At 63.2% G+C, this 24,461-nt stretch carries 23 protein-coding genes and 1 tRNA gene; 16 read left to right on the top strand and 8 right to left on the bottom strand.

Annotated features, from left to right (window positions below; translation table 11 throughout):
- Nucleotides 1–148 precede the first annotated feature (148 nt).
- The gene (locus AC6I6L_RS05920) at nucleotides 149–1,918 is read left to right on the top strand and encodes a YcaO-like family protein (protein ID WP_497916783.1); all 1,770 of its coding nucleotides are present in this window, start codon (nucleotides 149–151) and stop codon (nucleotides 1,916–1,918) included.
- Between the two features lie 23 nt (nucleotides 1,919–1,941).
- Here AC6I6L_RS05920 and AC6I6L_RS05915 read toward each other — a convergent pair whose 3' ends face one another.
- Entirely contained in the window at nucleotides 1,942–2,406 is a 465-nt protein-coding gene (locus AC6I6L_RS05915; RefSeq protein WP_497916782.1) for a hypothetical protein, read from the bottom strand.
- 96 nt (nucleotides 2,407–2,502) lie between these two features.
- Here AC6I6L_RS05915 and AC6I6L_RS05910 point away from each other — a divergent pair, with 96 nt between their 5' ends.
- The gene (locus AC6I6L_RS05910; protein WP_497916781.1) at nucleotides 2,503–3,054 is read left to right on the top strand and encodes a cupin domain-containing protein; all 552 of its coding nucleotides are present in this window, start codon (nucleotides 2,503–2,505) and stop codon (nucleotides 3,052–3,054) included.
- Nucleotides 3,055–3,268: 214 nt separating this feature from the next.
- On the opposite strand, the gene AC6I6L_RS05905 is transcribed toward AC6I6L_RS05910, so the two are convergent.
- The gene (locus tag AC6I6L_RS05905; RefSeq protein ID WP_497916780.1) at nucleotides 3,269–4,237 is read right to left on the bottom strand and encodes a CNNM domain-containing protein; all 969 of its coding nucleotides are present in this window, start codon (nucleotides 4,235–4,237) and stop codon (nucleotides 3,269–3,271) included.
- 157 nt (nucleotides 4,238–4,394) lie between these two features.
- Nucleotides 4,395–5,897 (bottom strand): IMP dehydrogenase, encoded by a 1,503-nt coding sequence (gene guaB / locus AC6I6L_RS05900; protein ID WP_497916779.1) that lies wholly within the window; start codon nucleotides 5,895–5,897, stop codon nucleotides 4,395–4,397.
- A 554-nt stretch (nucleotides 5,898–6,451) separates the two neighbouring features.
- On the opposite strand from guaB, the gene AC6I6L_RS05895 reads away from it, so the two are divergent.
- The 4 genes from AC6I6L_RS05895 to AC6I6L_RS05880 all read left to right on the top strand — a co-directional run bounded on the left by AC6I6L_RS05895 (nucleotide 6,452) and on the right by AC6I6L_RS05880 (nucleotide 9,586).
- Nucleotides 6,452–7,438: a DUF5794 domain-containing protein gene (locus tag AC6I6L_RS05895; protein WP_497916778.1), complete on the top strand. Its 987-nt coding sequence runs from the start codon at nucleotides 6,452–6,454 to the stop codon at nucleotides 7,436–7,438.
- A gap of 46 nt (nucleotides 7,439–7,484) precedes the next feature.
- Nucleotides 7,485–7,660: transfer RNA gene (locus AC6I6L_RS05890), tRNA-Trp, on the top strand.
- Between the two features lie 652 nt (nucleotides 7,661–8,312).
- Nucleotides 8,313–8,705 (top strand): SPW repeat domain-containing protein, encoded by a 393-nt coding sequence (locus AC6I6L_RS05885; RefSeq protein WP_497916777.1) that lies wholly within the window; start codon nucleotides 8,313–8,315, stop codon nucleotides 8,703–8,705.
- A gap of 107 nt (nucleotides 8,706–8,812) precedes the next feature.
- Nucleotides 8,813–9,586 carry an enoyl-CoA hydratase/isomerase family protein gene (locus AC6I6L_RS05880; RefSeq protein WP_497916776.1) on the top strand — a complete coding sequence of 258 codons (774 nt, stop codon included), beginning with the start codon at nucleotides 8,813–8,815 and terminating at the stop codon, nucleotides 9,584–9,586.
- A gap of 18 nt (nucleotides 9,587–9,604) precedes the next feature.
- On the opposite strand, the gene AC6I6L_RS05875 is transcribed toward AC6I6L_RS05880, so the two are convergent.
- Complete coding sequence (locus AC6I6L_RS05875) at nucleotides 9,605–9,763, bottom strand: hypothetical protein (RefSeq protein ID WP_497916775.1); 159 nt, start codon at nucleotides 9,761–9,763, stop codon at nucleotides 9,605–9,607.
- A gap of 196 nt (nucleotides 9,764–9,959) precedes the next feature.
- Between AC6I6L_RS05875 and AC6I6L_RS05870 the strand changes: the two genes are divergently transcribed.
- The gene (locus tag AC6I6L_RS05870; RefSeq protein WP_497916774.1) at nucleotides 9,960–10,622 is read left to right on the top strand and encodes a helix-turn-helix domain-containing protein; all 663 of its coding nucleotides are present in this window, start codon (nucleotides 9,960–9,962) and stop codon (nucleotides 10,620–10,622) included.
- A gap of 61 nt (nucleotides 10,623–10,683) precedes the next feature.
- On the opposite strand, the gene AC6I6L_RS05865 is transcribed toward AC6I6L_RS05870, so the two are convergent.
- A complete protein-coding gene (locus tag AC6I6L_RS05865) occupies nucleotides 10,684–11,112 on the bottom strand; it encodes a hypothetical protein (protein ID WP_497916773.1) in 429 nt (142 codons plus the stop codon).
- Nucleotides 11,113–11,369: 257 nt separating this feature from the next.
- On the opposite strand from AC6I6L_RS05865, the gene AC6I6L_RS05860 reads away from it, so the two are divergent.
- The 5 genes from AC6I6L_RS05860 to AC6I6L_RS05840 all read left to right on the top strand — a co-directional run bounded on the left by AC6I6L_RS05860 (nucleotide 11,370) and on the right by AC6I6L_RS05840 (nucleotide 16,795).
- Nucleotides 11,370–12,101 carry a GNAT family N-acetyltransferase gene (locus AC6I6L_RS05860; RefSeq protein WP_497916772.1) on the top strand — a complete coding sequence of 244 codons (732 nt, stop codon included), beginning with the start codon at nucleotides 11,370–11,372 and terminating at the stop codon, nucleotides 12,099–12,101.
- Nucleotides 12,102–12,224: 123 nt separating this feature from the next.
- Entirely contained in the window at nucleotides 12,225–13,406 is a 1,182-nt protein-coding gene (locus AC6I6L_RS05855; protein ID WP_497916771.1) for a hypothetical protein, read from the top strand.
- A 90-nt stretch (nucleotides 13,407–13,496) separates the two neighbouring features.
- A complete protein-coding gene (locus AC6I6L_RS05850) occupies nucleotides 13,497–14,675 on the top strand; it encodes a redox-regulated ATPase YchF (RefSeq protein WP_497916770.1) in 1,179 nt (392 codons plus the stop codon).
- A gap of 181 nt (nucleotides 14,676–14,856) precedes the next feature.
- On the top strand, nucleotides 14,857–15,072 hold the full coding sequence (locus AC6I6L_RS05845; RefSeq protein WP_497916769.1) for a hypothetical protein: 216 nt from the start codon (nucleotides 14,857–14,859) through the stop codon (nucleotides 15,070–15,072).
- Nucleotides 15,073–15,745: 673 nt separating this feature from the next.
- Complete coding sequence (locus AC6I6L_RS05840; RefSeq protein ID WP_497916768.1) at nucleotides 15,746–16,795, top strand: ATP-binding protein; 1,050 nt, start codon at nucleotides 15,746–15,748, stop codon at nucleotides 16,793–16,795.
- A 93-nt stretch (nucleotides 16,796–16,888) separates the two neighbouring features.
- Here AC6I6L_RS05840 and AC6I6L_RS05835 read toward each other — a convergent pair whose 3' ends face one another.
- Nucleotides 16,889–17,749, bottom strand: a complete 861-nt coding sequence (locus tag AC6I6L_RS05835; RefSeq protein WP_497916767.1) for a UbiA family prenyltransferase — start codon at nucleotides 17,747–17,749, stop codon at nucleotides 16,889–16,891.
- Nucleotides 17,750–17,912: 163 nt separating this feature from the next.
- Here AC6I6L_RS05835 and AC6I6L_RS05830 point away from each other — a divergent pair, with 163 nt between their 5' ends.
- Nucleotides 17,913–19,604 (top strand): thiamine pyrophosphate-binding protein, encoded by a 1,692-nt coding sequence (locus AC6I6L_RS05830; protein WP_497916766.1) that lies wholly within the window; start codon nucleotides 17,913–17,915, stop codon nucleotides 19,602–19,604.
- A gap of 8 nt (nucleotides 19,605–19,612) precedes the next feature.
- On the opposite strand, the gene AC6I6L_RS05825 is transcribed toward AC6I6L_RS05830, so the two are convergent.
- Nucleotides 19,613–21,043 (bottom strand): FAD-binding oxidoreductase, encoded by a 1,431-nt coding sequence (locus tag AC6I6L_RS05825; protein WP_497916765.1) that lies wholly within the window; start codon nucleotides 21,041–21,043, stop codon nucleotides 19,613–19,615.
- Between the two features lie 117 nt (nucleotides 21,044–21,160).
- On the opposite strand from AC6I6L_RS05825, the gene AC6I6L_RS05820 reads away from it, so the two are divergent.
- A complete protein-coding gene (locus AC6I6L_RS05820; RefSeq protein ID WP_497916764.1) occupies nucleotides 21,161–21,451 on the top strand; it encodes a DUF8152 family protein in 291 nt (96 codons plus the stop codon).
- Nucleotides 21,452–21,564: 113 nt separating this feature from the next.
- Nucleotides 21,565–21,888, top strand: a complete 324-nt coding sequence (locus AC6I6L_RS05815) for a DsrE family protein (RefSeq protein WP_497916763.1) — start codon at nucleotides 21,565–21,567, stop codon at nucleotides 21,886–21,888.
- Between the two features lie 34 nt (nucleotides 21,889–21,922).
- On the opposite strand, the gene AC6I6L_RS05810 is transcribed toward AC6I6L_RS05815, so the two are convergent.
- Nucleotides 21,923–23,272, bottom strand: a complete 1,350-nt coding sequence (locus tag AC6I6L_RS05810) for a sulfatase family protein (protein ID WP_497916762.1) — start codon at nucleotides 23,270–23,272, stop codon at nucleotides 21,923–21,925.
- Nucleotides 23,273–23,449: 177 nt separating this feature from the next.
- On the opposite strand from AC6I6L_RS05810, the gene AC6I6L_RS05805 reads away from it, so the two are divergent.
- Nucleotides 23,450–24,457, top strand: a complete 1,008-nt coding sequence (locus AC6I6L_RS05805) for a TIGR04024 family LLM class F420-dependent oxidoreductase (protein WP_497916761.1) — start codon at nucleotides 23,450–23,452, stop codon at nucleotides 24,455–24,457.
- Nucleotides 24,458–24,461 lie beyond the last annotated feature (4 nt).

Genomic DNA, 24,461 nt, shown 5'->3' with positions numbered 1-24,461 from the left:
CGCCTTGGCACGCACTCGGTGTCCGGACTCGCGCTGGCATACACTCGGTGGCCGAACTCACCCTGACATCGGACTCCTGATACCGCTCCGACGAACGGACTGTCGATCGAACGGGGCGTTTTTCCCGGCTGCCCGTAACCGTACTGGTATGGAAGTTCACATCGTCGGTGACGATCCGGTTCGCGAGGCGGCCGTCACTGCACTCGGGGATGTCGACGTTACCGTTCGGGACGCCGACCCGGCCGACCTCACCGATGCCCGATTCGCAATCGTCAGCGACGTCGCGGGCGCGGGCACGTTCGATCGCGCAAACGAGGCCGCCCGCTCGGGCGGAACGCCCTGGGTCGCCGTCGAAATCGGCGGTGTCGGCGGCCATCCGATCGATGCAGTCGACGCCTCGGTTTCGGGATTCGCACCTGCGGCGGGCTGTTTCGACTGCCTCCGTGCCAGGGTCGCCTCGACCCTCGAGGATGCCGCAGGGAGGCCCCGTTCCGACCGATCCACGGCACGCTTCGCCGGGGCCGTCGCGGGTCGCGAGTGCGTCCGCGTCTTCGCGGGCGAGGATCGATCGATCGTCGGACACACGCTCGAACTCCCACACCACCGGCGGCGATTTCTCCCCGTTCCGGGCTGTGACTGTGCGAGCGGTGAGCGGGATCGATCGCTCGGTCGGGACGACGACTCGTTCGGTCTCGAGACCGCCGTCGAGCGCGCCGAACTGGCGATCGACGATCGAGTGGGTCTCGTCACCAGCATCGGTGAAGTCGAGTCCTTCCCGGCACCGTACTATCTGGCGACGACGGCCGATACGAGCCGATACAGTGACGCGAGTGCGGCGAATCAGGCGGCTGGCGTCGACGAGGACTGGAACGCGGCGCTGATGAAGGCCGTTGGCGAGGGGCTCGAACGCTACTGTGCCGGCGTCTACCGCGACGCGGATTTCGTCCGCGCGAGCGAGACGGACCTCGAGACCGCAGTGTCGCCTACGGAACTCGTCCGGCCGAACGGGGTCGACGCCTACGAGCCGACGGCGGAACACCGGTGGGTCGAGGGCGAGACCCTCGAAACGGGCGACTCGGCGTATTTGCCGGCCGCCGCCGTCCAGTTTCCACAGCCCGGCGATCGACTGGTGCCCGCGATCACGACCGGTCTCGGTCTCGGCTCCTCGACGGTCGATGCGCTCCTGTCGGGTCTGACGGAAGTGCTCGAACGGGACGCGACGATGCTGGCGTGGTACTCGACGTTCGAACCGCTCGAACTCGCCGTCGACGATGAGCGCTTCGCGACGCTCGAACGCCGGGCGAACAGCGAGGGTCTCACGGTGACGCCCCTGCTGGTCACGCAGGATATCGACGTGCCGGTCGTCGCGGTTGCCGTCCACCGCGATCCCGAGACGATCGACGCGCCGCTCTCCCCTGTCGAGGACGGCAACGCCGACCAGTGGCCCGCCTTCGCGGTCGGCTCTGCGGCTGGACTCGACGCGACTGCGGCCGCGACGTCGGCGCTCGCAGAAGCGATCCAGAACTGGATGGAACTGCGCAGCCTCGGTCCCGCCGAGGCCGAAGAAGCCTCCGGCGCGATCGGTCACTACGCCGCGTTCCCGGACCCGGCCCAGGCGTTCGTCGAATCGAAGCGAACGATTCCTGCCGCGAGCGTCGGCCCGGATTCGGTCCCAGCAGGCGTCGAGGGCCTCGAGGCGCTCGTCTCTCGAACGGCTGACGCCGGTCTGACACCGTATGCGGCACGACTCACCACGCGCGACGTCGAACAGCTCGGGTTCGAAGCGGTGCGCGTCGTCGTTCCCGGTGCCCAACCGTTGTTTACCGGTGACCCCTTCTTCGGCGATCGCGCCCGCACGGTGCCGGACGATCTCGGGTTCGAGCCGCGGCTCGATCGACCGTTCCATCCGTATCCATAACCCTGGAACCGCGACGAGACGGCTCAGTCTTCGGTTCCAGTCTGGGTGTCGTCCGTCGCGTTTTCCTCAGTTTCGTTCGCAGCGTCGGTTTCGCTCTCGTCGGAGACGAGTTCGACGTCGATCTCCTCGCTGTAAAGGCGGATCAACACGAGTTTGGTCTCCGACGGGATGGTCGCAGCTTCGACGGCGATCGGTTCGCCGTCCTCGATCAGACTGACGCGAAACTGCTGGTCGATCGCGCTGAGGTGCTGGGGTTGGACGCGTTCGTTGATACCGACGGTAAAACTCTGTTCGTACGTTCCACGTCCCGTCCCGGCCTCGCGCGCTTCGAGCAGGATGTTCTTTGGCAGGTCGCTCTCGTTCGTGATTTCGAGGGGGATGATTCCCTGAACGCCCCCCTGGAAGTGACTCTGAATGCCCTCCACGCAGCCTGCCAGTCCCGCTGTAGCGGCGACCGCAGCGGACCGGAGTACCGTACGGCGGTTCACGATCGTCACTCGGAACCGGACGCACGTATGCGTTCCCCTTCCGGCCGACGTTCCGTATCACGAGGGTTTTTATCACGCTGTGCGGAACCGCCTCGCATGGAGAAGACCGCGATCGAGGACATCGACGTTCAGGCCAACCCGATGGAGGTCCACTCGGTTCGTCGGCCGATCTCGCAGGCGCTCGGGTTCACCGACTTCGCGATGAACTACTTCGAACTCGACCCTGGCGAGTCGTTCTCCGGCGGGTTACACACCCATCACGATCAGGAGGAGGTATTCTACGTGCAGGCGGGGACTGCGACGTTCGAGACGCACGTTCCTACTGATCGTCAGGATGCTTCCAGCGAAACGGATGGTACTGCCGTAGACGGCGGCAAGAGCGCCACGAAGGACGAAATAGCCGTCGAGGGAGGAGAGATCATCCGCTTTGCACCGGGAGAATTCCAGATGGGGTACAACGACGGCGACGAACGGGTCGTCGGCTTCGCCTTCGGCGCACCCGGCCCACGGCACGACTGGAACGAGATCGAGTCGCTGGTTTACTGTCGCAACTGCGAGGAAGAACTGGGCCACGGCCTCTCGCTCACAGACGAAGAGGCCTTCCGGATGACTTGCAACGAGTGTGGAACGTCGTTTACCATCGGGTGACCTCGATTTCAACGCTCACGTCCGTTTCAGGAACGAGCCCGACCTGTAACTCGATTAGCGGTGCAGGACTGTTCCCGTCGAACCGACGCTTCACCCGGATGCTGACTTGCCAACCCGTCCCTCGAACGGGTCTTCTATAGCACCAACTGAAACTGTTCCCACGCTGATCGCACAGCAGTCGTGCGATCGGATGTGCACTGACGTTCAGTGGCTACTATAGTTCACCCACGACCGCCTCCAGGGCGTCCGTCGCAGTAATCAGTCCGAGGACCTCGTCGTCGTCGAGAACCAGCGCCAGTTCCTGTCGCTCGTCCTGAAACCGATCGATCGCCGTACTGATATGTACGTCGGCACCGATCGTCATCGGCGGGAGGGCGATATCTTCGAACGTGACCGTGCCCGCTCGAAGGTCGTCGATCACCGGGAATCGGGTGTGGGCGCTGGCCCCGATCCGATCGAGGTTTTCCTCGACGGCGTTCGTTGTCGAGATGAATACGACGTCGTCGATGTCGGTCATGATATCGCTGACCGGAATCTCGCCGATTGTAAAGGCGTTGAGGATCTCCTCTACTCGCTCTCTCGGGAGATCTCCACGGGTGAGAAGCGAAGTGAGACGGTGGCGGAGATCTGCGCGTGATTCGACTCGTTGGGCCTGTGTGTCCAGCCACGCGCCGGTCATTTCGACGCCGAACAGTTTGAGCGTCCACTTGGCGACGCTGTCGCCGATCGAGATGACGGGTGAGATCAGCTTCGTAAACCAGTAGAGGGGAGTCGCTCCGTGGCGGGCGACGAATTTCGTTCGCTCGACGCCGAGATAGGTTGGCGTCTGTTCGCCGTGAGTCAGGTGAACGAGGTTGATAATCAGGAACGCGAAGAGACCGCCAGCCCCAATCGAAGCGAGTACCGTGTTCTCGAACAGCGGCGCAAAGAGCCCGGAAAGGGCGGGCTCGGCGACGATTCCGACGGCGATACTCGTCGCGCTGATTCCGACCTGACAGCTCGTGAGATATATCTCCAAATCCTCGGTCATCTCCCAGGCGCGCCGTAATCCGGGTTCGTCGAACGCCGATTCCTCGTACTGTCTGACACGCGTGAGTGCGAACTCCGTGGCGACGAAAAACGCATTCGCTCCGATAAACAAGAGTCCGGCGAGCAACCGGACGCCGACTTCGAACCCGTTCATACCAGCGATAATTCGATCCGGAATTAAACTACTGGCGACGATCGAGGGGGGTCCCCAGCGCGCTCGACCACCGCGACGGCATCAGTTCGATCGTCAGCCGAGTGGCCGCCTCGAACCGAGAACTCAGGTCGACTGTCAGGGAGAAATTGTCAGCGACTTACTCGCCGTCGGGCGAGTAGTTCGGCGCTTCGTCCGTGATTACCACGTCGTGGGCGTGGCTTTCCGCCTGTCCCGCCGCGGAGACGCGGACGAACTCCGATCGCTCCTTGAACGCGGGAATCGTCCCGGCACCGACGTAGCCCATTCCGGACTGCATGCCGCCGGCCAGCTGGTGGAGTTCGGATTTGAGCGTTCCTTTGTACGGGGTGGCAGCCTCGACGCCTTCCGGCACGTACTCGTCGTCCGCGTCGGGTTCGTCCTTGAGGTAGCGATCGCCATCGCCGGATTTCATCGCGCCGACGGACCCCATGCCGCGGTACTGTTTGTACTTCTTGCCGTTCATCGTGACGACGCGACCCGGTGCCTCGTCGGTGCCGGCGAAGTAAGAGCCGAGCATGACCGCGTCCGCACCGGCCGCGATCGACTTGATCGCGTCGCCAGAATACCGGATACCGCCGTCGGCAATCACAGGTACGTCGTGTTCGCTCGCGACGTCTGCGACCTGTGCGACGGCCGTGATCTGGGGCATCCCGGAACCGGAGACGATCCGGGTCGTACAGATCGATCCAGGGCCGATGCCGACCTTGATGCCGTCTGCGAAGTCGACGAGATCCCGGGCCGCTTCCCGCGTCCCGACGTTGCCGACGACGACGTCCGCTTCGACGCTCCCTTTGATCTCGCGGGCGCCGTCGATGACGTTCATGTTATGGGCGTGTGCCGTGTCGATAAAGAGCACGTCAGCACCGGCCTCGTCGGCCGCGCTGGCTCGATCGTGCTCGAAGGGGCTGACGGCGACGCCACAGCGGAGGCGACCGTCCTCGTCGCGGACCGCCTGCTGGTACTCGCGACGCTGGAGGATACCCTGCATCGTCACCAGACCGACCAGCAGGTTCTCGTCGTCGACGACCGGAACACGCTCGATTTTGTGTTCATACATCAGGTCGAACGCGTCGCGGGGGTCGACGTCTTCGGGGGCGGTGATGACCTCATCGGTCATCGCTTCCGTGACGGGGTCGTCCTCGTTAACTTCGAGATGTGGCCGAATGTCGGTGCTCGAGATAATCCCGAGCACTTCGCCGCGGGTGTTGATGACAGGTGCCCCGCCGACGCCGTTGCGGGCCATTCGTTCGTCGACCTCGCGAACCGACATCTCGGGGTCCGCGGTGACGACGGATTCGAGCGGGATAATGAGTTCGTCGGCGCTTTTAACGCGCTCGATTTCCTCGACCATCTCGTCGATGTTCATGTTGCGGTGGAGGACGCCGAGACCGCCGTGGCGGGCCATCGCGATCGCCATCCCGCTTTCGGTGACGGTGTCCATCGCGGCCGAAAGGATCGGCACGGACACCTCGACCGATTTCGAGACGCGCGAGGTGAGGTCGGCGTCGTCCGGTTCGACACGGCTCTCCTTGGGCCGCAGGAGGACGTCGTCGAACGTTAGCGCCTCCGGGACCCGGAGTTTCGAAGAATAGGGCTCGTGCTCGGGAACGTCGTTCGCCATGTCACGCGTCCGAACCCGTCGGCAAAAAGGGTTGCGAGATAGAACTGCGTGCAAACGATTGAACCGTGTGCAAGCAGTTCACGAGGGCGTGTAATCCGATTGGCGATCGAGTGGGATGGCGGCCTGGGAACCGACTGGAGAGCATGAGACGACGGAACGAGACGGCAGGTCGGGTCCGTCGTCGTGCGGTCGGTCCACCGTCACTGGCTCCTCAGTCGGAGTTCGTCTGCGGAATCCCCAGATTCGTCCATTTCCGCCGGTATCTGGTAGCTGTTGTTCCCCGATCGACGAGTGATGCAACGGCGTCTCACACAACGTTTATTGATAATCCGGTCATATGTCAGGGTATGTACGCTGTGAATGCCAGTGTTTCCCGATTCGATGGCCTGACGAGCGACGACTCCGTCATCGGCTTCAATTTTGGGAAACAGACACTGAAATTCACAGCGGGAGGCCGCGAACGGCGTTCGGACTGGCTTGCCGGTATCGAGTCAGTGCGGCACCGCCTCTCCTCTCACCCACCGGCCTCGGGTCACGGCCATCGACCCTGAGCGATGAGTACGTCCCAACACCCGGTTGCACTCCGCCTCGAGCGCATCGTCGGTGGTGACGCCAGACTACTCGCGTTAGTGATGATGCTGCCGCTGATCGACGGCGTCTTTCCGGCCCTGATACTCGCTGGCGCGCTGAACGACCCCCTCGGTGCGATCCAGGTCGGCTTGTTGATCTTCGGCGGCAGCGCCACGGTCGCCGTGATCCTCGCTGAAATGAGTGGAACGCCGCGGGAGCAAGCGGCGATCGTCTTGCTCGTCGGGATTCCACTGATACTGCTCGCAGCCATTCAGGCTGCGCTCGCACCCGCGATCGAGAGCGTCCTCGACATCGTCATCTTCGAGCGCTTTGCGGCGCTGGTGATCGCCGCGATCGCGGCCAAGACGGCGAGCGCGACGATCGGGGAATACCTGCCGAGTCCCGTCGTGATCATCGGCCTGGGTCTCGTCGCGAGCGTCGATCCCAACGGCGCGGCGTTCGTCGTCATGGACGACCCGGCGCTCGTGGCGAACGCGACGCTCGCCGCCGTCGTCGGCGTCGGCTTCGCACTCTCGATCGCGCTCGGCGGGCCGTACCTCCGTGAGTACATGGATATCGATCGGTTCCGATTCGGCAGCGCGGTCGCGCTCGGACTGCTCCCGCTGTCGTTGCTCGGGATGGCCTTCGGTCAGGCCCCGCTGGCCGCGTTGCTCGTTGCGGCCGTCTTCGCGCTGGATATCCCGATCGATCGCAGTGACAGCGAGACGGCGGAAACAGAGCTGGCGACCGATAGCTCCACGGAGACTGATACCAGCGGCCTGTCGCTCCCGTCGATCGGGACCATGCCGGCGGTCGGAACCGGGCCGCTCTCGGACGGTGGCCTGGGTGGCGATTCGAACGGCGAACCGGACCCGGACCCGTCTGTGGGGACCGAGGACGAGGACTCCGACGACGGTGCCTATCCGGGCGACGACTCGACGGATACGGAGGGTCGAGCCCCCTGGCTGTAACGGGAATCGAAACCACTTTAGGGCGGATTACCCTACGGGAAAGCGAGGGGTTGTGGCCAAGCCAGGCATGGCGGCTGACTCCAGAGGCTACAGCGCCCGGGACGACACTCCAGACTGATATACTGATCGGGCACCTGATCAGTGCTCGTGTGATGACCCTCTGGAGTTCCGAGGCGCACCGGAGATATCAGTAGATCGGGGGTTCAAATCCCTCCAACCCCATTCTGACCGTAATTATTTCGTAACCCTTCAGAGACAGATGTCTCGTAGAAAACCCTCTTTCTCGGGGTGGTCGGCGTGATCACCCTGGTGGTAACTCAGTACGTCCGATATTTCAGTTGCCAATTCCGTCACCCGTAGTGTGAGTCTCCACAACGAATCAATCGATTCGACGATCTCCGCGATCGAGTACCACGCGGTTCCGATACATTCGATCCCAAACGCGGCACGTTCTCAATGTGATGTATCAGGCCAATGGCTATAAGACCCGCTATTCCGAACGATGGAGTGCGCATAACAGCGCCACGGAGGGTATCCTTGCAAGGCTCGCCCTCCGTGCCTCACGCAGCTCCCGATGGGAGCAAGCGTCACTAAGGGGCAACTCTTGAAATAAGTAACTGGGCACGATTTTGTATCCGGGAAGTGATTCCAAAGTTAGATCGGATTCGAGTTACATGCACCGTACCGTCGTGACACGTGGTCAGGGGTGATTTTCGTGGTGACGTGAGACGTCCGATCGCGGCTGGCTACCGCCGGCCTGCGTCGATCACGGAGTTCGATCGTTGCCGGCTCGCCGCCCTCGCCTGATACCTCGCAGACGATCTGATGGTATTCCTGAAGACGTTTTACGGGGTTCGATCGCGTATTGATTTGTATGGCCAACCGAACACGGGACGCGCCGCTGCCCGTCGAGCGAACAGCGGGGATCGTCGCGGTCATCGGGACCTGGGTACTGTGGTCCGGCATTTTCCTGACCGGTGCGGGGTGGATCGTTACGATCAACGCGCTCGTCGGCGCGGCGATCGCAGTCGTTGCCGCCTACACGGCAGCCTGGCCGGCCGGCGGGCCGATACCGATTCCGGGGTTCGTCGCGCCGGGCGTCGCCATCGTGCTCGGACTCGTCGTCGTCGCCTCGCCGATCGTATTGGGCGTGACCTACGACCTCCTGTTCTGGAGCAACGTGGTGTCTGGAGTGGTGGTCGTGGTCCTGTCTGGTGCCAGTAGCTACGGGAGTTGGCAGTCGACAGGGGCAACGACCAGCGCATAGCGGGGCCGCCGATTCGGGCCCGATTTGGGGTCGGCGCGAGCGCGCGTTGCCCGAACACGGGTTGGTTCTCCATCGAGTATTTATTAGTGTTCGTCGAACTTGGCGGCATGTCCTGGGACACAGTGCGACTCGACTGGGCGGACGACGTCGCGACGCTGACGATCGATCGACCGGACGCGCTCAATGCGTTAGACGTTGCGACGCTCGAGGCGATGGGTGCAGCGATCGAGGAGGCCGCTGCGGCGGGCGCTCGCGTGCTCGTGGTGACGGGTGCCGGCGACGACGCGTTCATCGCCGGGGCGGACATCGAGTACATGAAAGACCTCTCGGTCGCGGAGGCCCGAGCGTGGAGCGAACTCGGGCACGACGTTGCCGACGCCCTCGAGAGCTTCCCCGGACCGACGATCGCTGCCGTCAACGGCTACGCCTTCGGCGGCGGCTGCGAGATGGCGATCGCCTGTGATCTTCGCGTCGCTGCCGAGTCGGCCGTGATCGGCAACACGGAGATCGCGCTGGGGATTATTCCTGGCTGGGGAGCGACCGGGCGACTCCCGCGGCTTGTCGGAGACGAAACCGCACGGCGGATGATTTTCCTCGGCGATCGTCTCGAGGCCGCGAGCGCGGCAGAGGCGGGGTTGTTCGGGGAGGTAGTGCCGGACGGAGACCTCGACGACATCGTCGAGGAACTCGCCTCCCGTCTCGCCGCCCAGCCGGCGTTTGCGTTGCGTGCCGCGAAAGAATCGATCAATCAGACCGCCTGTGGGGGATCGGCAACCGACATGGCGTACGAAAAGCGCGCCTTCAGTAGTTGCTTCGGCACGCACGATCAGCGCGAGGGCATGACAGCCTTCCTCGATCGTCGCGAACCGGAGTTCGAGTGATGTCGGCACCGAAGGTAGCTACTCGGAGATGTCTTCCTCCCAGACCGTGGACTCTGCGACGACGAATCTCACGAGAGCACGTTTCGTGTGGCTCTCGAACAAGTGGTCTTCGAGTTCCTGGCCGGCCGAAATGCCGTCGTGACACAGCGGACACTCGGGCGGCGGTCTCGTCGCCATACTCGGGATACGATTCCTGATCGGCAAAAGGCTGTGGCCGGCTACTGCCTCTGGTTCGTTCGCCCTGTGACGGGAGTCGACTATCGACTCATCTCACCTCGAGTAGTACGAAAAACCGACTATCACGGATTCTGGGTGGCGGGAAAGGCTACCGGAAACAAAATTCGTCTATATCTCTTTGTGGTGGATCCCTGTGATGACAACAGTCGTCGAACTCGACATTGCGAGCGAACGACTCGGGTTTGCCCGGACTTTCGAGCGGGTTCCGACGTTCGAGTTTCAGGTCGGGGGATTGATCGGCGATTCGCCGCCGCTGGTCTGGACGGCGGGTCCGGATCGGTCGACGATCGAGCGGGCACTCGAGGCGGACCCGTCAGTGGAGGTGCTTGCCGTCGTCTCCGAGAGCGACGTCGACGGCTGCTGGCTGTTCCGACTGGAATTTGGCGAGGAAATCAAACTGTTCGAGCAGATCCTCTCCGAGAACGACGGCGCAATTCTGGACGCGTACGGACAGGACGGGTCGTGGTCGGTGAAACTCCTCTTTCACGAGCAGGAAGCGGTCTCGACCTGTCACGAACTGTTCGACCAGTACGAGTTCCGGGTGGAAGTAAGGCGAGTCACCGAGACGGACGACATCGCAACGTCGCGAACGCCGCTGACGGAGACCCAGTACGAAACGATCTACACGGCATACGAGCTGGGGTACTTCGACGTGCCCCGGAGCGTGACGCTCGAGGAGTTGGCAAACGAGCTGGGAATCTCACACCAGGCGCTATCGGAACGGCTTCGACGAAGTCACGCCGCGCTCGTCGGGGCGGAACTCTCTGGCGGTGTGACACCGGTGACGATCGATCCCTGATTCGCACGGGTCGCACCCGAAATACGACGAGAGACGGCCACTATCGTTCGGTGTCTGACGGCTACGTCGGTGCGTCCGCATCGCCGTCGAGAAGGTGGGGTGCGTGAAACGCCACTGAGAAATCCTGCGGACTCGGAATCGAACAGCCGAGCCAGCCGATCGCAGCGGCGGTGGCGATCGGCGTCTCGGCCGCGAGGTAGCCACCGATTCCGAGTCCGAAGACGGGGATTGCGAGGGCGAGTGGCGCGAGGGCGGCGAGTCGGAGCGACCAGACGGGGTCGGTTCCCGCTGGCTGCGGATGAACGGCCGCCAGCGGGCACTGTGCGAGCAGATCGATCACACCGTCCGTTTGGCCGGGTCCGTAGACGATCTCGTACTCGATGCCCGACAGCCGGAGAACGAGCGCGTGTGACCACTCGTGAGCGACCAACCCGCCGACGAGCGCGAGTACGAGCACGAAGCCAGCACCCACCACTTCCGTTCCGATCATCCCAGACTGTCACATCCGTGCAACCCGTTTTTGGGCGTGGACCGCCGGTGGGGACGTGATCGACGGCTCGTTGCCGTCGCAGCGATTCCACGCACTCGATGCAAGCGACGCCGAGTGCTAACCAGTCCGGGTGCATGCGTTTGGCCATTAAATAGCGAGATGGAGTGACAGGCGCACGCATTCGGTAACGTAACGGGGTGGACTCTGAGGGGACGGACGGCCAAGCGGTTAAGTACTGTGGACTGGTATCAAATACCATGGCTTTCAGCGACTCGATCGATTTCGGCCACGAAGACCGGAAAGCGATCTATCAGTACGTGGAACGACACGGAGCGGTCGATCCCGACGACACACAGGAGCACCTCGGCGTCGACCCCAGCGGATTCCGCCACCACGTGGCGATTCTCAAGCGCGACGGGCGACTCGACGAGGCGGACGGCAAACTTCGCGTGACGATCGACGCGGGTGCCGAAGAGGAGTACGTCTCCGAAGAACTCGAGTTCCACATCCGGCCGGCGAGACAGGAGGATCTGTCGGGCATCGTCGGCGCGATCCGACAGGTCGTGGAGGAACGAACGTACATCGAGGCCGAAAGCGTCGCGGACGAAGTCGACCACGAGAAGACGCTCCTTCGGCACAACGAACTCGAGTCCCGGATGTTCTTCGTCGCCACCGTCGACGACGAGGTGGTCGGCTGGGTCCATCTACACGCTCCGGAACTCGAGAAACTCTCACACACGGCCGAACTCACCGTCGGCGTTCTCGAGGGGTATCGCGGCCACGGCATCGGCTCGCATCTCCTCGCACGCGGTCTCGAGTGGGCCGGATCGAACCGCTACGAGAAGGTCTACCAGAGCGTTCCCTCGACGAACGAGGAGGCGATCGCGTTTCTCGAAGCGAACGACTGGGAGGTCGAAGCCGTCCGTGAGAACCATTACAAACTCGACGGCCAGGCCGTCGACGAAGTGATGATGGCAGTGGAGTTGTAACCGTCCCGGACGACGCTGGGTGATCGAACTCACCGTTTTGTGCTCGGCTGTTTCCGTTGCCGTGAGGAACGTCTGGTTTCCTGAACACCCCGTTTTATGTGACGATCGCTGCAAGTGATGCACATGCGCTCCGTTGCCACGCCCTGGCCGTCGCTCTTCCGGCGCGACGAGCCGGCGTTCCTGCTCGTGGTCCTCGGGTTGGTCCTCGCGGTAAGCGGCGTCGTCCACGGCCTGACGGCACCCCCAACCTCCTCGCTCACGACGATCGGCGTCTTCCTCTCGTTGCTCGTTCCGACCGGCGTCGCGACCGGCGGGTACTGGCTGTACGCCCGCGGCGTCTCGATCGACACCCGCTGGCGTGTGCTCAGATGGGTTTCTGTTGGGATCGTTCTGGCCTGTCTGCTCGGCGGCTGGATACAGCTCTCCGCAGCGCTCGGCGGGTGGTCAGTCAGCGATCCGTGGACCCACTTTACGACGCTCGCGACGGTCGGCAGCGCAACCGGATTCGTCGCTTCGGTCAACGGCATCTCGTCACGACCGTCGTCACGAGCGACCCACCCGGTGTCGATCACGCCCGACCCGCCGAAGCCGACCTCAGAAGGCTCACGGAACGACGACATGGAGAGTTCGGAGTCGAATCCGGAGTCGTCCGCTGAGTCACCACTGGTGTCGGCGTCCGAATCGAACCCGGAGTCGGCGTCCGAATCGAACCCGGAGTCGGCGTCCGAATCGAACCCGGAGTCGGCGTCCGAATCGAACCCGGAGTCGGCGTCAGTGTCGAGACCTCCAGTAGGCCCGAGACAAACGGAACAATCCGACTCAGAACAGGTCCAGACAGGGACCGCTCCAGGACGAAACGCGACAGACGCTTCGGCGGTAGACTCCGGAGCAATCGACGACGGGCCATCACTGACCGATCCCGGGCGTCGATCTCAGATGGGAGACGCCCGCTCGAGTCTGGCTCCGACGCCCGGAATCACGACCACCCTTCCGACGACGGCGACGCAGACGCTCTCGATCATCGGAGACGACCGCGCACGCGTCTCGCTTGCGATCGTCTACGACGCCGGAGACCCACTGTCCGTCGAGGCGCTCGCGGCTGCTGTTGCCGACTGCACGGGCGAGCCAGTTGCGGCGACAACGGTCGGACTCGAGCATTCGACGCTGCCGAAACTCGAAGCCGCTCACGCGATCGAGTGGGATCGACGGACGGACACGATCGCGGCTCCCGAACACGCACTGTTCGAGGAGGGCGTACGGGAAGTCGCTGCCGCACTCGAACGCTTCGAACCGGGACGGAGATAATGGGTCGTTCTCACGGCGGTGATGGCGGGATTTCGAGATTGAGGGAATCGAACCGAAAGACAATTTGACTGGACGAAGCTACCAACAGGCATGCTTTCGATCGCACTTGCCGGAAAACCAAACGCCGGCAAGTCCACGTTCTACACGGCGGCGACGATGGCGGAGGTCGACGTCGCTAACTATCCCTTCACGACGATCGACGCCAACCGGGGCGTCAGCTACGTTCGGACGGAGTGCCCCTGTCTCGATCGCGAGGATCGGTGCAACGCCGACAACTGCGAGGACGGGAAGCGCTACGTCCCGATCGAACTCCTCGACGTTGCGGGGCTGGTTCCGGGGGCCCACGAGGGCAAGGGGCTTGGCAACCAGTTTCTCGACGAACTCACGAACGCGGACGTGATCATCAACGTCATCGATGCCTCCGGCGGGACCAACGAAAAAGGCGAACCGGTCGACATCGGGGAGCACGACCCGCTCGAGGACATCGACTTCGTCGAGGAGGAGATGGACCTCTGGCTGGCCGGCATCGTCGATCGAAACTGGGAGTCAGTCGAACGCAAGTCTCGATCGCCCGACTTCGACATCGACGAGGTGCTCTCGGAGATGCTTTCGGGATTCGGCGCATCGGCCCAGCAGATCGCGACCGTTCTGCGGGAACTCGACTATCCCGACGACCCGATTCAGTGGGAGGATTCCCACCGCGAAGAACTCGCACGACTGGTGCGCGAGCGGACCAAACCGATCGTCGTCGCGGCGAACAAGATCGACGTCGCGCCCGAAGAACACGTCGAGAAACTGCTCGCTCTCGACAAACCCGTAATTCCGACGACGGCGGAAGGAGAACTCGCCTTGCGCCGGGCTGCGGACAACGGACTCGTCGAGTACGATCCGGGCGACGAGACGATCGCGATCGGTGATAGTGTCAACGACGCCCAGCGCGAGGCCCTGGAGGGACTTGCCGAGACGATGGCCGAGTACGCCGGCACCGGCGTCCAGTCGGCACTGGACTACGCGGTGTACGACCTGCTCGATCACGTTACGGCGTACCCCGTCGAGGACGCCGCCAAGTGGTCGGACGGCAGCGGCAATATCCTTCCGGACGCGTTCTTGCTCCCCGACGGCTCGACGCCGGTCGACCTCGCGTACGCGGTCCACTCCGACATCGGCGACGGCTACCTCCACGCGGTCGACGCCCGATCGAGTCGCGAGGTCGGTGATAGCCACCAGTTAGAAGAGGGGGACGTGATCAAGATCGTATCTACTAACTGACTATATTGTAACAAATAAGACTCTGCGTTTTAGGCGGGCGCGGTGATCAGTACAGAGGTTGCATGCAGCACGATGATCGTATTCATTCTGCTCCCGATTTACTGTATCAGCTCTACTACGCGAAGTGCGAGCATATCAGCGCCACCAAAGGACTATGCTGACGGCGGAACGTTCAATAAATATGGATTGGACAAATATCGTAATTGTTTCTATTGGTGTATTGGGTGTTATCCTTACATTCGTTCTTCTGAATACCGGAGAGCATGTCATCGGGTTTGGTGCGCTCCGATTTGACCCTGTTGTCGCCGCAATAGCGGGGTTTGTGGGTGTGGTTGTATGGGGAATCTTGGCTATACTTGGATGGGACGCCCCGATTCTTGCGACTCTTGGAGGGTAAAGGGCGAGGAGTTCTCGCTTGAGCATCCGAACGAGCGAAGCGAGTTCGGTCCACCGACGTGAGGCCGAGGGGCGAGCCGTCAGCCTTTTTCACCGAAGTTTTTCCGCGGCGGGTTCGCCTACGGCGAACCGCTTGCGCAAAAAGTTCGCACCTGTAGTGACCGCGAAGGTCAAAGCAAATCAAGATCGAGTTTATACGTTGTGTACACTGTGTGTACTCAGATATGGTAATCAAGATCGTGAGTACGAACTGACAGAGCAGAAGATGCAACGCGTTACTCGTTTTCGAGCGCGTCGTAGTGATCCCGATTTGCGTCCCGGTCGGCTGCTGCTACTCGCTGGACGAGTTCTCGTCAACTGTCGTCGGTTACCTCGTCGAGTGGAGCACTGGACGCTGCCTCCTCGTCGGTCGTCATAGTCAGTGATTCGTTCTGGCTGTCGTTGCTCGTTCGGAGTAGCCAAGTCACCGGCTAGTTCGGCCAGCCCGTACCGGATGAGGTCGTCGCTCCACTGCTCGGTCTCGCCTACGAGGCCGATATCTTCGGCGGGAAGACGAACGCAGAACACGACTCGCGTTGCCCGCAACGCGTTTTCACTGGCGAACGAGTGGCCCGTTCCAAATCTATTTGGAAGTACTCGTTTCCGAGCGGCGTCCTTTCATCAACACGAACCAGATGACTTTCGAGACAGTCACCTTACCACCAGTATTCGACAATCTGACGATCGGGGTGACGGTACACGATTCCGAGTCCGGAGCTATTCTGGACGCGAACGATCGGTTAGAGCAGTTGTTCGGATATTCGACGGCGGAGCTTCGTGGGATGGCTGTGGAGGAGTATACGATGCCGTCGATGGAGGTTTTCTCGGATACCCTGCGGTCCCGGATCCGATCTGCTGCTGGCGGCGACCCGGAAACGGCCGAACTTCAAATCGAGCGCGCAAACGGAGAATACCGGTGGCTCAGCGTTCGTTTCACGCGAACGACGATCGACGAATCCGTCTACGTCGTCGGCCAACTCACCGATATCACCGAATACAAGAGCCGAGATCAGCTTCTCAGGCTCCTCAATCGCGTTATTCGTCACAATCTTCGAAACGATATGAACATTCTCACCGGATACGCAGGTCGAATGAAAACCGCAATCGAGGACGCGGACCTCGAAAAAGAACTCGAGACGATACAGGAAATCGCCGCCGAGGTCGGCACGCTGAGCGAATCCCTCGATCGGATCGAGGAGGTTGCCACGGCGGATGCGACAGAGCGCACCCCCACGGACCTTCAGTCGGTAGCACAGACTCTCGTCAGGGACGCCAGAACGGATTACCCCGGTGCCGACATCTCCCTCGACGCACCAGCGTCGGTCTGGGTGAGTGCAGACAGGGGACTCGAATACGCGATCGAGAACGCGATCGAAAATGCGATCGAACACAACGATCGGGAGACTCCCGAACTGACGGTAACGGTCGACGACGATCCGCGCCACGACCGGGGTAAGATTCGAATCAGCGATAACGGGCCACCGATTCCGGACATCGAAGTCGACGTCCTGGAAGACGACCGTCGAGCGAACAGTACCTACCACGGCTCAGGCGTCGGTCTGTGGCTGATGAAGTGGTGTGTCGACTCGCTCGGCGGACAACTGTCGTTCGGAGAACACGCCCCTCGTGGCAATATCGTTCGCATATCGGTCCCGACGGTTCGAGCGCCCGCCATCGAGCAGTGATCGTTCGAAGGTATCGACCGAACTGAGGAGACGAAAGCTGTACTGCTCCAGTCTCCCGATCGAAATCGTGGGCCGTCGGAGCGACGACTAACCTTACCCAACCGCCGCTAGCGGCTCGAACCATACGGCAGCCACGAGAATGGCGAGAAAGACGTACGAGCCTCGGATGAGCAACATCGTCGCGATATCCGGGGTGGCACGGCGGGCGACGATCGCGACCGCGGCGAAGGCGAGTGCGGCGAGCAGCGTCGTCGGCGGAAAGACCCGTGTGAGGGCGAGTCCGGCGACGACCAGCAGCGCGCCAATCATGAGGCCGTAAGCGACCGAATACGCTCGCTCGGGACCGACGGTTACGGCGACGGTTCGCTTCCGGATCGATCGATCGTAGGCGTAGTCCTGGGCGTCGTCGATCACCTTGATTCCCGAGAGGAGCACGAGGAAGACGAGCGCGAAGGCGAGCGGAACCGCCGCGAACGTCGTCGCCTGCACGTAGTAGCCGCCGAGCAGCGAGAAGGCGATGCCGAGCGGGTAGCCGGTCGTCGCCGTGAGCGGGTTCGTATCGAGCTGTGGCGCGTGGTGATAGGCGATCAGCCACGTCGGGAGGGTGAGCGCGACGGCGATCCAGTCGACGAGGGCGAACAGGAGACCACAACACGTCGCGAACACCGCTGTCGATGCGACGAGGGCGACGCGACAGCCCCGTTCGGTCAGCGGGTGGTCGTCGTCCTCACCGCGGACGTGGAAGTCGACGTAACCGTCTTTGACGTGAGCGGTGTAGACCGCGGCGAACATCGCGACGACGTGGAGTCCCGCGATTGCCGGTTCGATCGCCGCTGCGAGGGTCGCACCGAACAGCGAGGCGGCAAGCGGTGGAAGCATGAAGACGGGATGGACTTGCGACCAGAAGGCTCGCGTCGTCGCCCCGACCCCGGTCCCGTGTCTCGCGATCGACATGCGTCAGGTGACGACAGACCGACGTATAATACCCGGGCTACGTTCACGCGTGGCGGGGCCGACGGTCGATTCTCCTCGTCGCCGCCGATTTCGAGACGGTCTCGCCTTCGTCTCCGGTTCCGAGACGGACAGCTTCATATTGTGTCCCGTGCCACCAGTGGACATGGTAGACAGCTACTCCGGAGCTGCTCTCTTTCTCGACGCACTCGAATCGTACGGCGTCGACTACCTCTTTGGGAATCCCGGAACGACCGAGTTGCCGGTGGTGAACGCGATCAGCGACAGCGACATCGAGTACGTCCTCGGACTGCACGAGGACATCGCGGTCGGGATGGCCGCGGGCTACGCCCAGACGCGCCGGTATCACGCCCACCGCGATCCGTCGATCACGCCCGTCGGCGTCGCGAACCTCCACATCGCACCGGGACTCGCCCACGGGCTGGGAAATCTCTACGCCGCGAAAATCGCCGGTGCACCGCTGATCGTTACCGCGGGGAACCACAGCACCGACTTTCGCCACGAGGAACCGATCCTGTCGGGTGGACTGGTCGAGATGGCCGAGCAGTTCTGCAAGTGGTCCGACGAAGTCCTCGACGTCGAGGCCCTGCCGACGATGCTTCGGCGGGCGTTTCGCGTCGCGATGACGCCGCCGACCGGTCCCGTCTTTCTCGGGCTTCCACTCGACGTGATGCTTGCCGAAACGGAGGCCGAGCCGGAACGCCTCGGTCCCGTTCCGAACGGCGGGAGCGGCGACCCCGCACAGCTCGATCGGGCCGCCGACCTACTCGTCGAGGCCGAGGACCCGGTGCTAGTCGTCGGGGATCACGTCGCCCGATCGGGCGCGGACGCCGTCGCGGCGGCGGTCGACCTGGCTGAGGCGACGGGTGCGCGCGTCCACGGCGAAATCCTGGCCTGCGAGGTCGATTATCCGACCGATCACGACCAGTGGGTTTCCTACATCCCGCCGGACGAAGACCTCGCCTCGATGCTGATGGACACCGACACGATCGCGTTCGTCGGTTGCTCGACGAATACGACGTTGACTCGCCACGAGGAGGCGCTGGTCGATCCCGACACGACCTGTCTCCACGTCAGCGACGACGCCTGGCAGGTCGGCAAGAACCAGCCGGCCGACGCGGCGATCGTTGGCGATCCCGGACTGATCATGCAGGAGTTGACCGAACGGGTCGGTGAACGACTCTCCGAGGAGACCGTCGATGCGCGCCTCGAACACGTCGACGCGATCAAACAGATGGTCGACGCGAAAATCCGGCAGATGGGCGAAGACGACGCGCCGGGAGATCCACGCGCCTCGAAGGCCGAACTGGTCGACGCGATGGAGCGCGTGGCCGGAGACGCCTACATCGTCGACGAGGGCGTCACCTCGAAGTACGCCATGTTGACCCGGTGGGATCTCGCCCCGGAACAGTACATCTCGAACAAGGGTGGCGGCCTCGGCTACGGCCTTCCCGCGGCCGTCGGCGCTGCCCTCGCAGAGAGCCAGCGCGACGAGCCCCGGGACGTGATCGGCTTCGTCGGCGACGGCTCGTACCTCTACTATCCCCACTCGATCTACAGTGCGGCCCGCTACGACCTCGATCTCACGGTCGTCATCCCGGACAATCGGAACTACCGGATCCTGAAAGACAACACGCTGAAGATTATGGGCGGCGAGGAGGACGACTACGAATTCGTCGGGATGGATTTCGAGCCCCCGATCGATATCGTCACAAACGCCGAGAGCCACGGTGCGCGCGCCGAACTGGTCGAAACGCCGGACGCCATCGAGGCAGCGCTCGAGGCGGCGATCGATCGCGACGGCCCGGACGTCCTCGACGTGTTGGTACACGACTGAGAGCTGGTTCAATCGTCGTCCCGCACCGATCGTACCCGCCCACCGTCGACCGTTTCCGGGAAGATTTTCCCCGGATTGAGCGTATCCGTCGGATCGAGCGCGTGTTTGATCCGACGCATCGCCTCGACCGCGCCCGCGCCGTGTTCGGTCTCGAGGTACTCGCGTTTGCCGTGCCCGATACCGTGCTCGCCCGTCGCCGTTCCCCCGAGTTCGATCGCTCGCTCGACGATGTCGCTGTACAGTTGCTCGCCCCGATCGACCATCGCCGCGTCGTCGGGATCGACGAGGACGCTGTAGTGGAGGTTCCCGTCGCCGGCGTGGCCGAAACAGGGGACGAGCAGGTCGTACTCGTCGGCGAGTCGTTTCGTTTCGTGGACGATTTCGGGGTAGGCACTGATCGGGACGGTCACGTCGCCGGGGTGGAGTGGTTCGAGGTCGGGATCGAACGTCGCGACGGCGTAGGCCATCTCTCGCCGGGCCTGCCAGAGGGATTCCATTTCGGCGTCGTCGTCGCTCATCTCGAACCGAGCCACGTCGTGGTCCTCGAAGATGGTTCGACAGAGGTCGATCTCCGCTTCGATGCCGTGGTTAGCGTGAAACTCAAGGAAGACCATCGGCGCGTCCGGCAACTCGGTGCCAAGATAGGCGTTTGCCATCCGGGCGCTTACGTCGTCGACGAGTTCGATTCGAGCTACGTCGACCTCGGTGCGAACCGCATCGGAGATCGCTTCGGTCGCGTCCTCGAGTCGATCGAAGATAGCTCGACCGCCTCGAATTTGCGGAGGGCGACCCGCCAGTTGCAGCGTCACTCGGGTCACGACGGCCAGGGTTCCCTCGCTGCCGACGAGCAGGTCGGTGAGGTTGTAGCCGCTCGACGTTTTGATCGCTCGCGATCCCGTCTCGATGACGGTCCCGTCCGACAGCACGGCTTCGAGTCCAAGCACCCAGTCGGCAATCTCGCCGTACTTGACCGTCTTCATTCCGCTGGCGTCGGTCGCCACCATGCCGCCGATCGTCGAGATGTTTCCCGACGAGGGCAGTGGCGGGAAAAACAGGCCGTCGGGGACGACGTGGTCGTCGACCGCCGAGCCGATGATCCCCGGTCCCACGTCGATCTGAAAGTCGTCGGGCCGGTAGTCGAGTACGTCGTCCATCCGCGTGAGATCGAGGCTGATTCCGCGGTGGGCGGGAACGGCGTTCCCTTCCAGCCCCGTCCCGGCGGCGTACGGCGTCACGGGGATAGCGCGATCGGTCGCCGCGGCGAGGATGGCCGCCACGTCGTCCGTTTTTTCGGGGTAGACGACCGCGTCGGGGACGACGCCCCGGCCCCGCTGGTCGGCACCCCAGTCGGCGGCGTGTGACTCCCTGCGGGATTTTGCGAACGAGACCTGATCGTCCGCGAGGGACAGCTCCTCGAGAAACGAACAGTCGTGTGTCATACGTCACCGTCGGTCAGGTTGCGTATCAACGTTTCCCACGGATTCACCCGCCCGCGAATGTCGACCCAGAGCAGCGCCGGGACAACCCTCACGTCGCTGGCCCGCGTTCGATCACCTGTGTCCGAACCGCCAGTCGACGATTCCGACGCACTCGCCACTCGCGTTCGCGACCTCCACGCTCACCTCGCGGCGACGGCCGAGTTACCGATCGATCGACGGACGAACCGCTGGCTTGGCGAGGCGGAGGCGGTCGCTCGGGACGCCGCGACGACCGATCTCGATCCCGAGACGACGCGGAAACGCGTTCGACAGGTTCGGGACTTGCTCGCCGAGGGCGACGACCCGGATGACGACGAGGCCGCCGAACACGTCGACGCGGCCCGGCGGCTGTGTGCGGATATTCTCTGAGACGCCGTCTCGAGAGTCGTCTCGACTCCGTCGTGGAGGATTCTTTTGTTCCCGCCGTGGTGTGAGTTCTCCGCCCCCTCCCGTTCAATACCGAGGGCGTGGTGCTCGCTCGTATGCACCTGGGAATCATCCTCGAGACGAACGACCCCGAGCGCGTCTGGAACGCGTTTCGTCTCGCGAACACCGCACTCGAGGCCGATCACGCGGTCGAACTCTTCTTGCTCGGCGACGGAGTCGACGCCCCCGATCTCGAGCACGAGCGGTTCAATCCCCACGGCGTGATGGTCAAATACGCACGAAGCGGGGGCGAACTGGTCGCTTGCGGAACCTGTCTCGACTCGCGGGAGCTGGACGCGGACGACCTGCGCCCGCGGGGCACGATGAGAGACCTGCTCTCGATCGTCGAGCGTGCAGACGAGGTGCTGACGATCGGATAGTCCGGTCAGTCCGCTCGGGGCTCCGAACCGATCGTTAGATCGACTCGTGAGACCATGACTGAATCTCGTCGTAGTCGCCGGGAACCACCGGGCCGTCGAGAAGCGGGTCGTCGGTCTCGTCCATCCACTCGTATAGCTGGCGGGAGAGAGTCGTACAGACGTCGCGGTAGCGAGGCTCGCGTGCGACGTTGTCGTCTTCCTCTGGAGCATCGCGGATGTCGTACAGTTCCTCGTACGGCCTCGGCGGAACACCGTAGGTCTCGCGAACTTCTCGCCCGGCCTCGCTCGCGAAGATGTCTTTCGTCAGATAGACTTCTGGGAGGTGCCAAAAGTTTCGGATGTACTTGTAGCGCTCCGTTCGGATCGCCCGAACCGGGTTGTACATATCGTGCCAGGTCATCTCCGCGAAGATGTGATCGTGTGGTTCGTAGTCGTCGCCGTCGAGCAGGGGCCGGAAACTCCGTCCGTTGCTGTCCTCCGGTGGATCCATTCCGACCAGGTCGAGCACCGTCGGCAACACGTCGACGTTGGTGAGCAGTTCACCGTACCGATCGCCGCCGTCTGCGACGCCGGGATATCGAACGATCAAGGCTGCTTCGAGGCCGGGATCGTAACAGCCCCCCTTCGCGAGCGGGAAGGCGATGCCGTGCTCCGTGGTGAAGATCACGAGCGTCTCGTCGACCAACCCGGCGGACTCGAGTGCCGCGAGGATCGTTTCGACCCCGTCGTCGATCGCGCGGACCATTCCGTGCATATCCGCCAGATCCTGTCTGATCCCTCGCCGGTCGGGGAGGTACGTAAGGGGCCGCACGTCGTCGGGGTCGTCGGTGTCGTAGCGGTCTGCGTCGAAGCCGAATCGACCGGTCCGCTCCTCGACGCGGTGGCACTCGAAGAAGCCGACTGAGGCGAAAAACGGCTCCTCGTACCCGCCGCGATCGAGAAACGATGCGACGACCGACGAGACGTTCCACGCGCGGTTGGCCTGGTGGACGGACGGGGAGACGCCGGGATAGAGGTTCCCCTCCGAGTGGATGAAGTCGTAGCCCAGCGTGTCCGTGTCCTGCGTGATGTGCTGGAGACCGAACAGGTGCGTCTCGTAGCCGGCCTCGCTCAGGTACTGCGGAAGAATCCGCTCGCCGTCGTCGAGTTCCCAGTCGGCGTGTGCGAGTCCCATCAGACCGTTGATGTGAGGATATTTCCCGGTCATCAGGCTCCCGCGACTCGGGGTACACTGCGGGGCGGTGACGAAGTGGTTCTCGAACAGCGCGCCGTCGGCCGCGAGACCGTCGATCGCGGGCGTTTCGATATCGACCCCGTAACACCCGAGATACCGGCCGAGGTCGTGGCAGTGGATCAGGAGAACGTTCGGTCGCGACTCGGTCATGATACCTCGCTACCATGACCCGTCAAATAAGTGTTCGAGGGCCGACCGGAACGGGGCTGATCTCCGAAGAACCCGGCGGCTATCGCGATTCTCTGCAAGCCTGCAATCTTTAAGCCGATCCGTCACACGGTACTCGATAATGATAGATTACGATCGTTGGACGGGGAGGGAACTCCCGTGAACGCGGAGCTGGATCTGCTCGTCCGACTCAACGACTACGATCGGCCACAGGATGTCGCCAACCGAGCTGTCGAGGCCGAGCAACTGGGATTCGATCGGCTCTCCATGGGCGAGACGACGGGTTGGAACATCGTCCCGGTGTTGACGCTCGTCGCGGACCGTACCGACGAGCTCGGCGTCACGAACGACGTGATCTCGCCGTTCGGGCGATCGCCGGCGATGCTGGCACAGACGGCACTCACGCTTCACGACGTCGCAGGCGGCCGATTCCGGCTGGGGCTCGGGCCGAGCTCGCCGGCGATCACCGAGCGCTGGCACGGCGAGGCGTTCGACCGTCCGCCCAGGCGAACCCGGGAGACGATCGAGATCATCCGGCGCGTCTACGAGGACGGAAACCCAGCCTACGAGGGCGAGATTTTCGACGTTGTCGGCCTCAACTACGAACGGGAGACGCCCGAGAACCCGCCGCCGATCGACCTCGGAACCCTCGGCCCGACGGCGACCGAGATGGCAGGCCGCTTTGGCGACGGCTGGGCACCGCAACTGTTCACGGGGGCAGGACTGGAGGACCGCCTCGATGATCTGAAACACGGCGCGGAACTCGCCGGCAAGGATCTCTCGGAACTTCGCGTCAGCCCGATCGTCCGCGGAATCGCCTCGGACGACCGCGAGCGAGCGCGGCGACTCGCCCGCAAAACGATCGCGTTCATGCTCGGTGCGTACGGTCCCTACTACGGCGATTCGGTCGCGTCGCAGGGCTACCCCGATGTCGTCGCGGACGTTCGCGAGGCCTGGCAAGAGCGCGACACGGACGCCATGGCGAAGTGGTTGCCCGACGACGTACTCGACGCCCTCGCGCCGGCCGGGACGCCCGCGGACGTTCGAGAGTGGGTCGAGGAGTACGCGGCGATCGACGGCGTCGACGCCGTTCGCTTCGGGTTCGTCGACGGGATGACCGACGACGACAAGGAGACGACGATGGACGCGCTCGCTGAGATGCGGTAGTTCG

The organism is Halosolutus sp. DAT137 (genome assembly GCF_059736405.1).
Note: the sequence above shows the minus strand (reverse complement) of the source record. Positions and strands in the feature narration are given on the sequence as shown.

Coding starts and splice junctions, on each gene's coding strand:
- AC6I6L_RS05920 (WP_497916783.1), top strand. CDS start 149: ATGGAAGTTCACATCGTCGGTGACGATCCGGTTCGCGAGGCGGCCGTC.
- AC6I6L_RS05880 (WP_497916776.1), top strand. CDS start 8,813: ATGTCCTGGGACACAGTGCGACTCGACTGGGCGGACGACGTCGCGACG.
- AC6I6L_RS05865 (WP_497916773.1), bottom strand. CDS start 11,112: ATGATCGGAACGGAAGTGGTGGGTGCTGGCTTCGTGCTCGTACTCGCG.
- AC6I6L_RS05835 (WP_497916767.1), bottom strand. CDS start 17,749: ATGTCGATCGCGAGACACGGGACCGGGGTCGGGGCGACGACGCGAGCC.
- AC6I6L_RS05875 (WP_497916775.1), bottom strand. CDS start 9,763: ATGGCGACGAGACCGCCGCCCGAGTGTCCGCTGTGTCACGACGGCATT.
- AC6I6L_RS05885 (WP_497916777.1), top strand. CDS start 8,313: ATGGCCAACCGAACACGGGACGCGCCGCTGCCCGTCGAGCGAACAGCG.
- AC6I6L_RS05910 (WP_497916781.1), top strand. CDS start 2,503: ATGGAGAAGACCGCGATCGAGGACATCGACGTTCAGGCCAACCCGATG.
- AC6I6L_RS05830 (WP_497916766.1), top strand. CDS start 17,913: ATGGTAGACAGCTACTCCGGAGCTGCTCTCTTTCTCGACGCACTCGAA.
- AC6I6L_RS05905 (WP_497916780.1), bottom strand. CDS start 4,237: ATGAACGGGTTCGAAGTCGGCGTCCGGTTGCTCGCCGGACTCTTGTTT.
- guaB (WP_497916779.1), bottom strand. CDS start 5,897: ATGGCGAACGACGTTCCCGAGCACGAGCCCTATTCTTCGAAACTCCGG.
- AC6I6L_RS05815 (WP_497916763.1), top strand. CDS start 21,565: ATGCACCTGGGAATCATCCTCGAGACGAACGACCCCGAGCGCGTCTGG.
- AC6I6L_RS05850 (WP_497916770.1), top strand. CDS start 13,497: ATGCTTTCGATCGCACTTGCCGGAAAACCAAACGCCGGCAAGTCCACG.
- AC6I6L_RS05810 (WP_497916762.1), bottom strand. CDS start 23,272: ATGACCGAGTCGCGACCGAACGTTCTCCTGATCCACTGCCACGACCTC.
- AC6I6L_RS05860 (WP_497916772.1), top strand. CDS start 11,370: ATGGCTTTCAGCGACTCGATCGATTTCGGCCACGAAGACCGGAAAGCG.
- AC6I6L_RS05845 (WP_497916769.1), top strand. CDS start 14,857: ATGGATTGGACAAATATCGTAATTGTTTCTATTGGTGTATTGGGTGTT.
- AC6I6L_RS05840 (WP_497916768.1), top strand. CDS start 15,746: ATGACTTTCGAGACAGTCACCTTACCACCAGTATTCGACAATCTGACG.
- AC6I6L_RS05855 (WP_497916771.1), top strand. CDS start 12,225: ATGCGCTCCGTTGCCACGCCCTGGCCGTCGCTCTTCCGGCGCGACGAG.
- AC6I6L_RS05895 (WP_497916778.1), top strand. CDS start 6,452: ATGAGTACGTCCCAACACCCGGTTGCACTCCGCCTCGAGCGCATCGTC.
- AC6I6L_RS05870 (WP_497916774.1), top strand. CDS start 9,960: ATGACAACAGTCGTCGAACTCGACATTGCGAGCGAACGACTCGGGTTT.
- AC6I6L_RS05825 (WP_497916765.1), bottom strand. CDS start 21,043: ATGACACACGACTGTTCGTTTCTCGAGGAGCTGTCCCTCGCGGACGAT.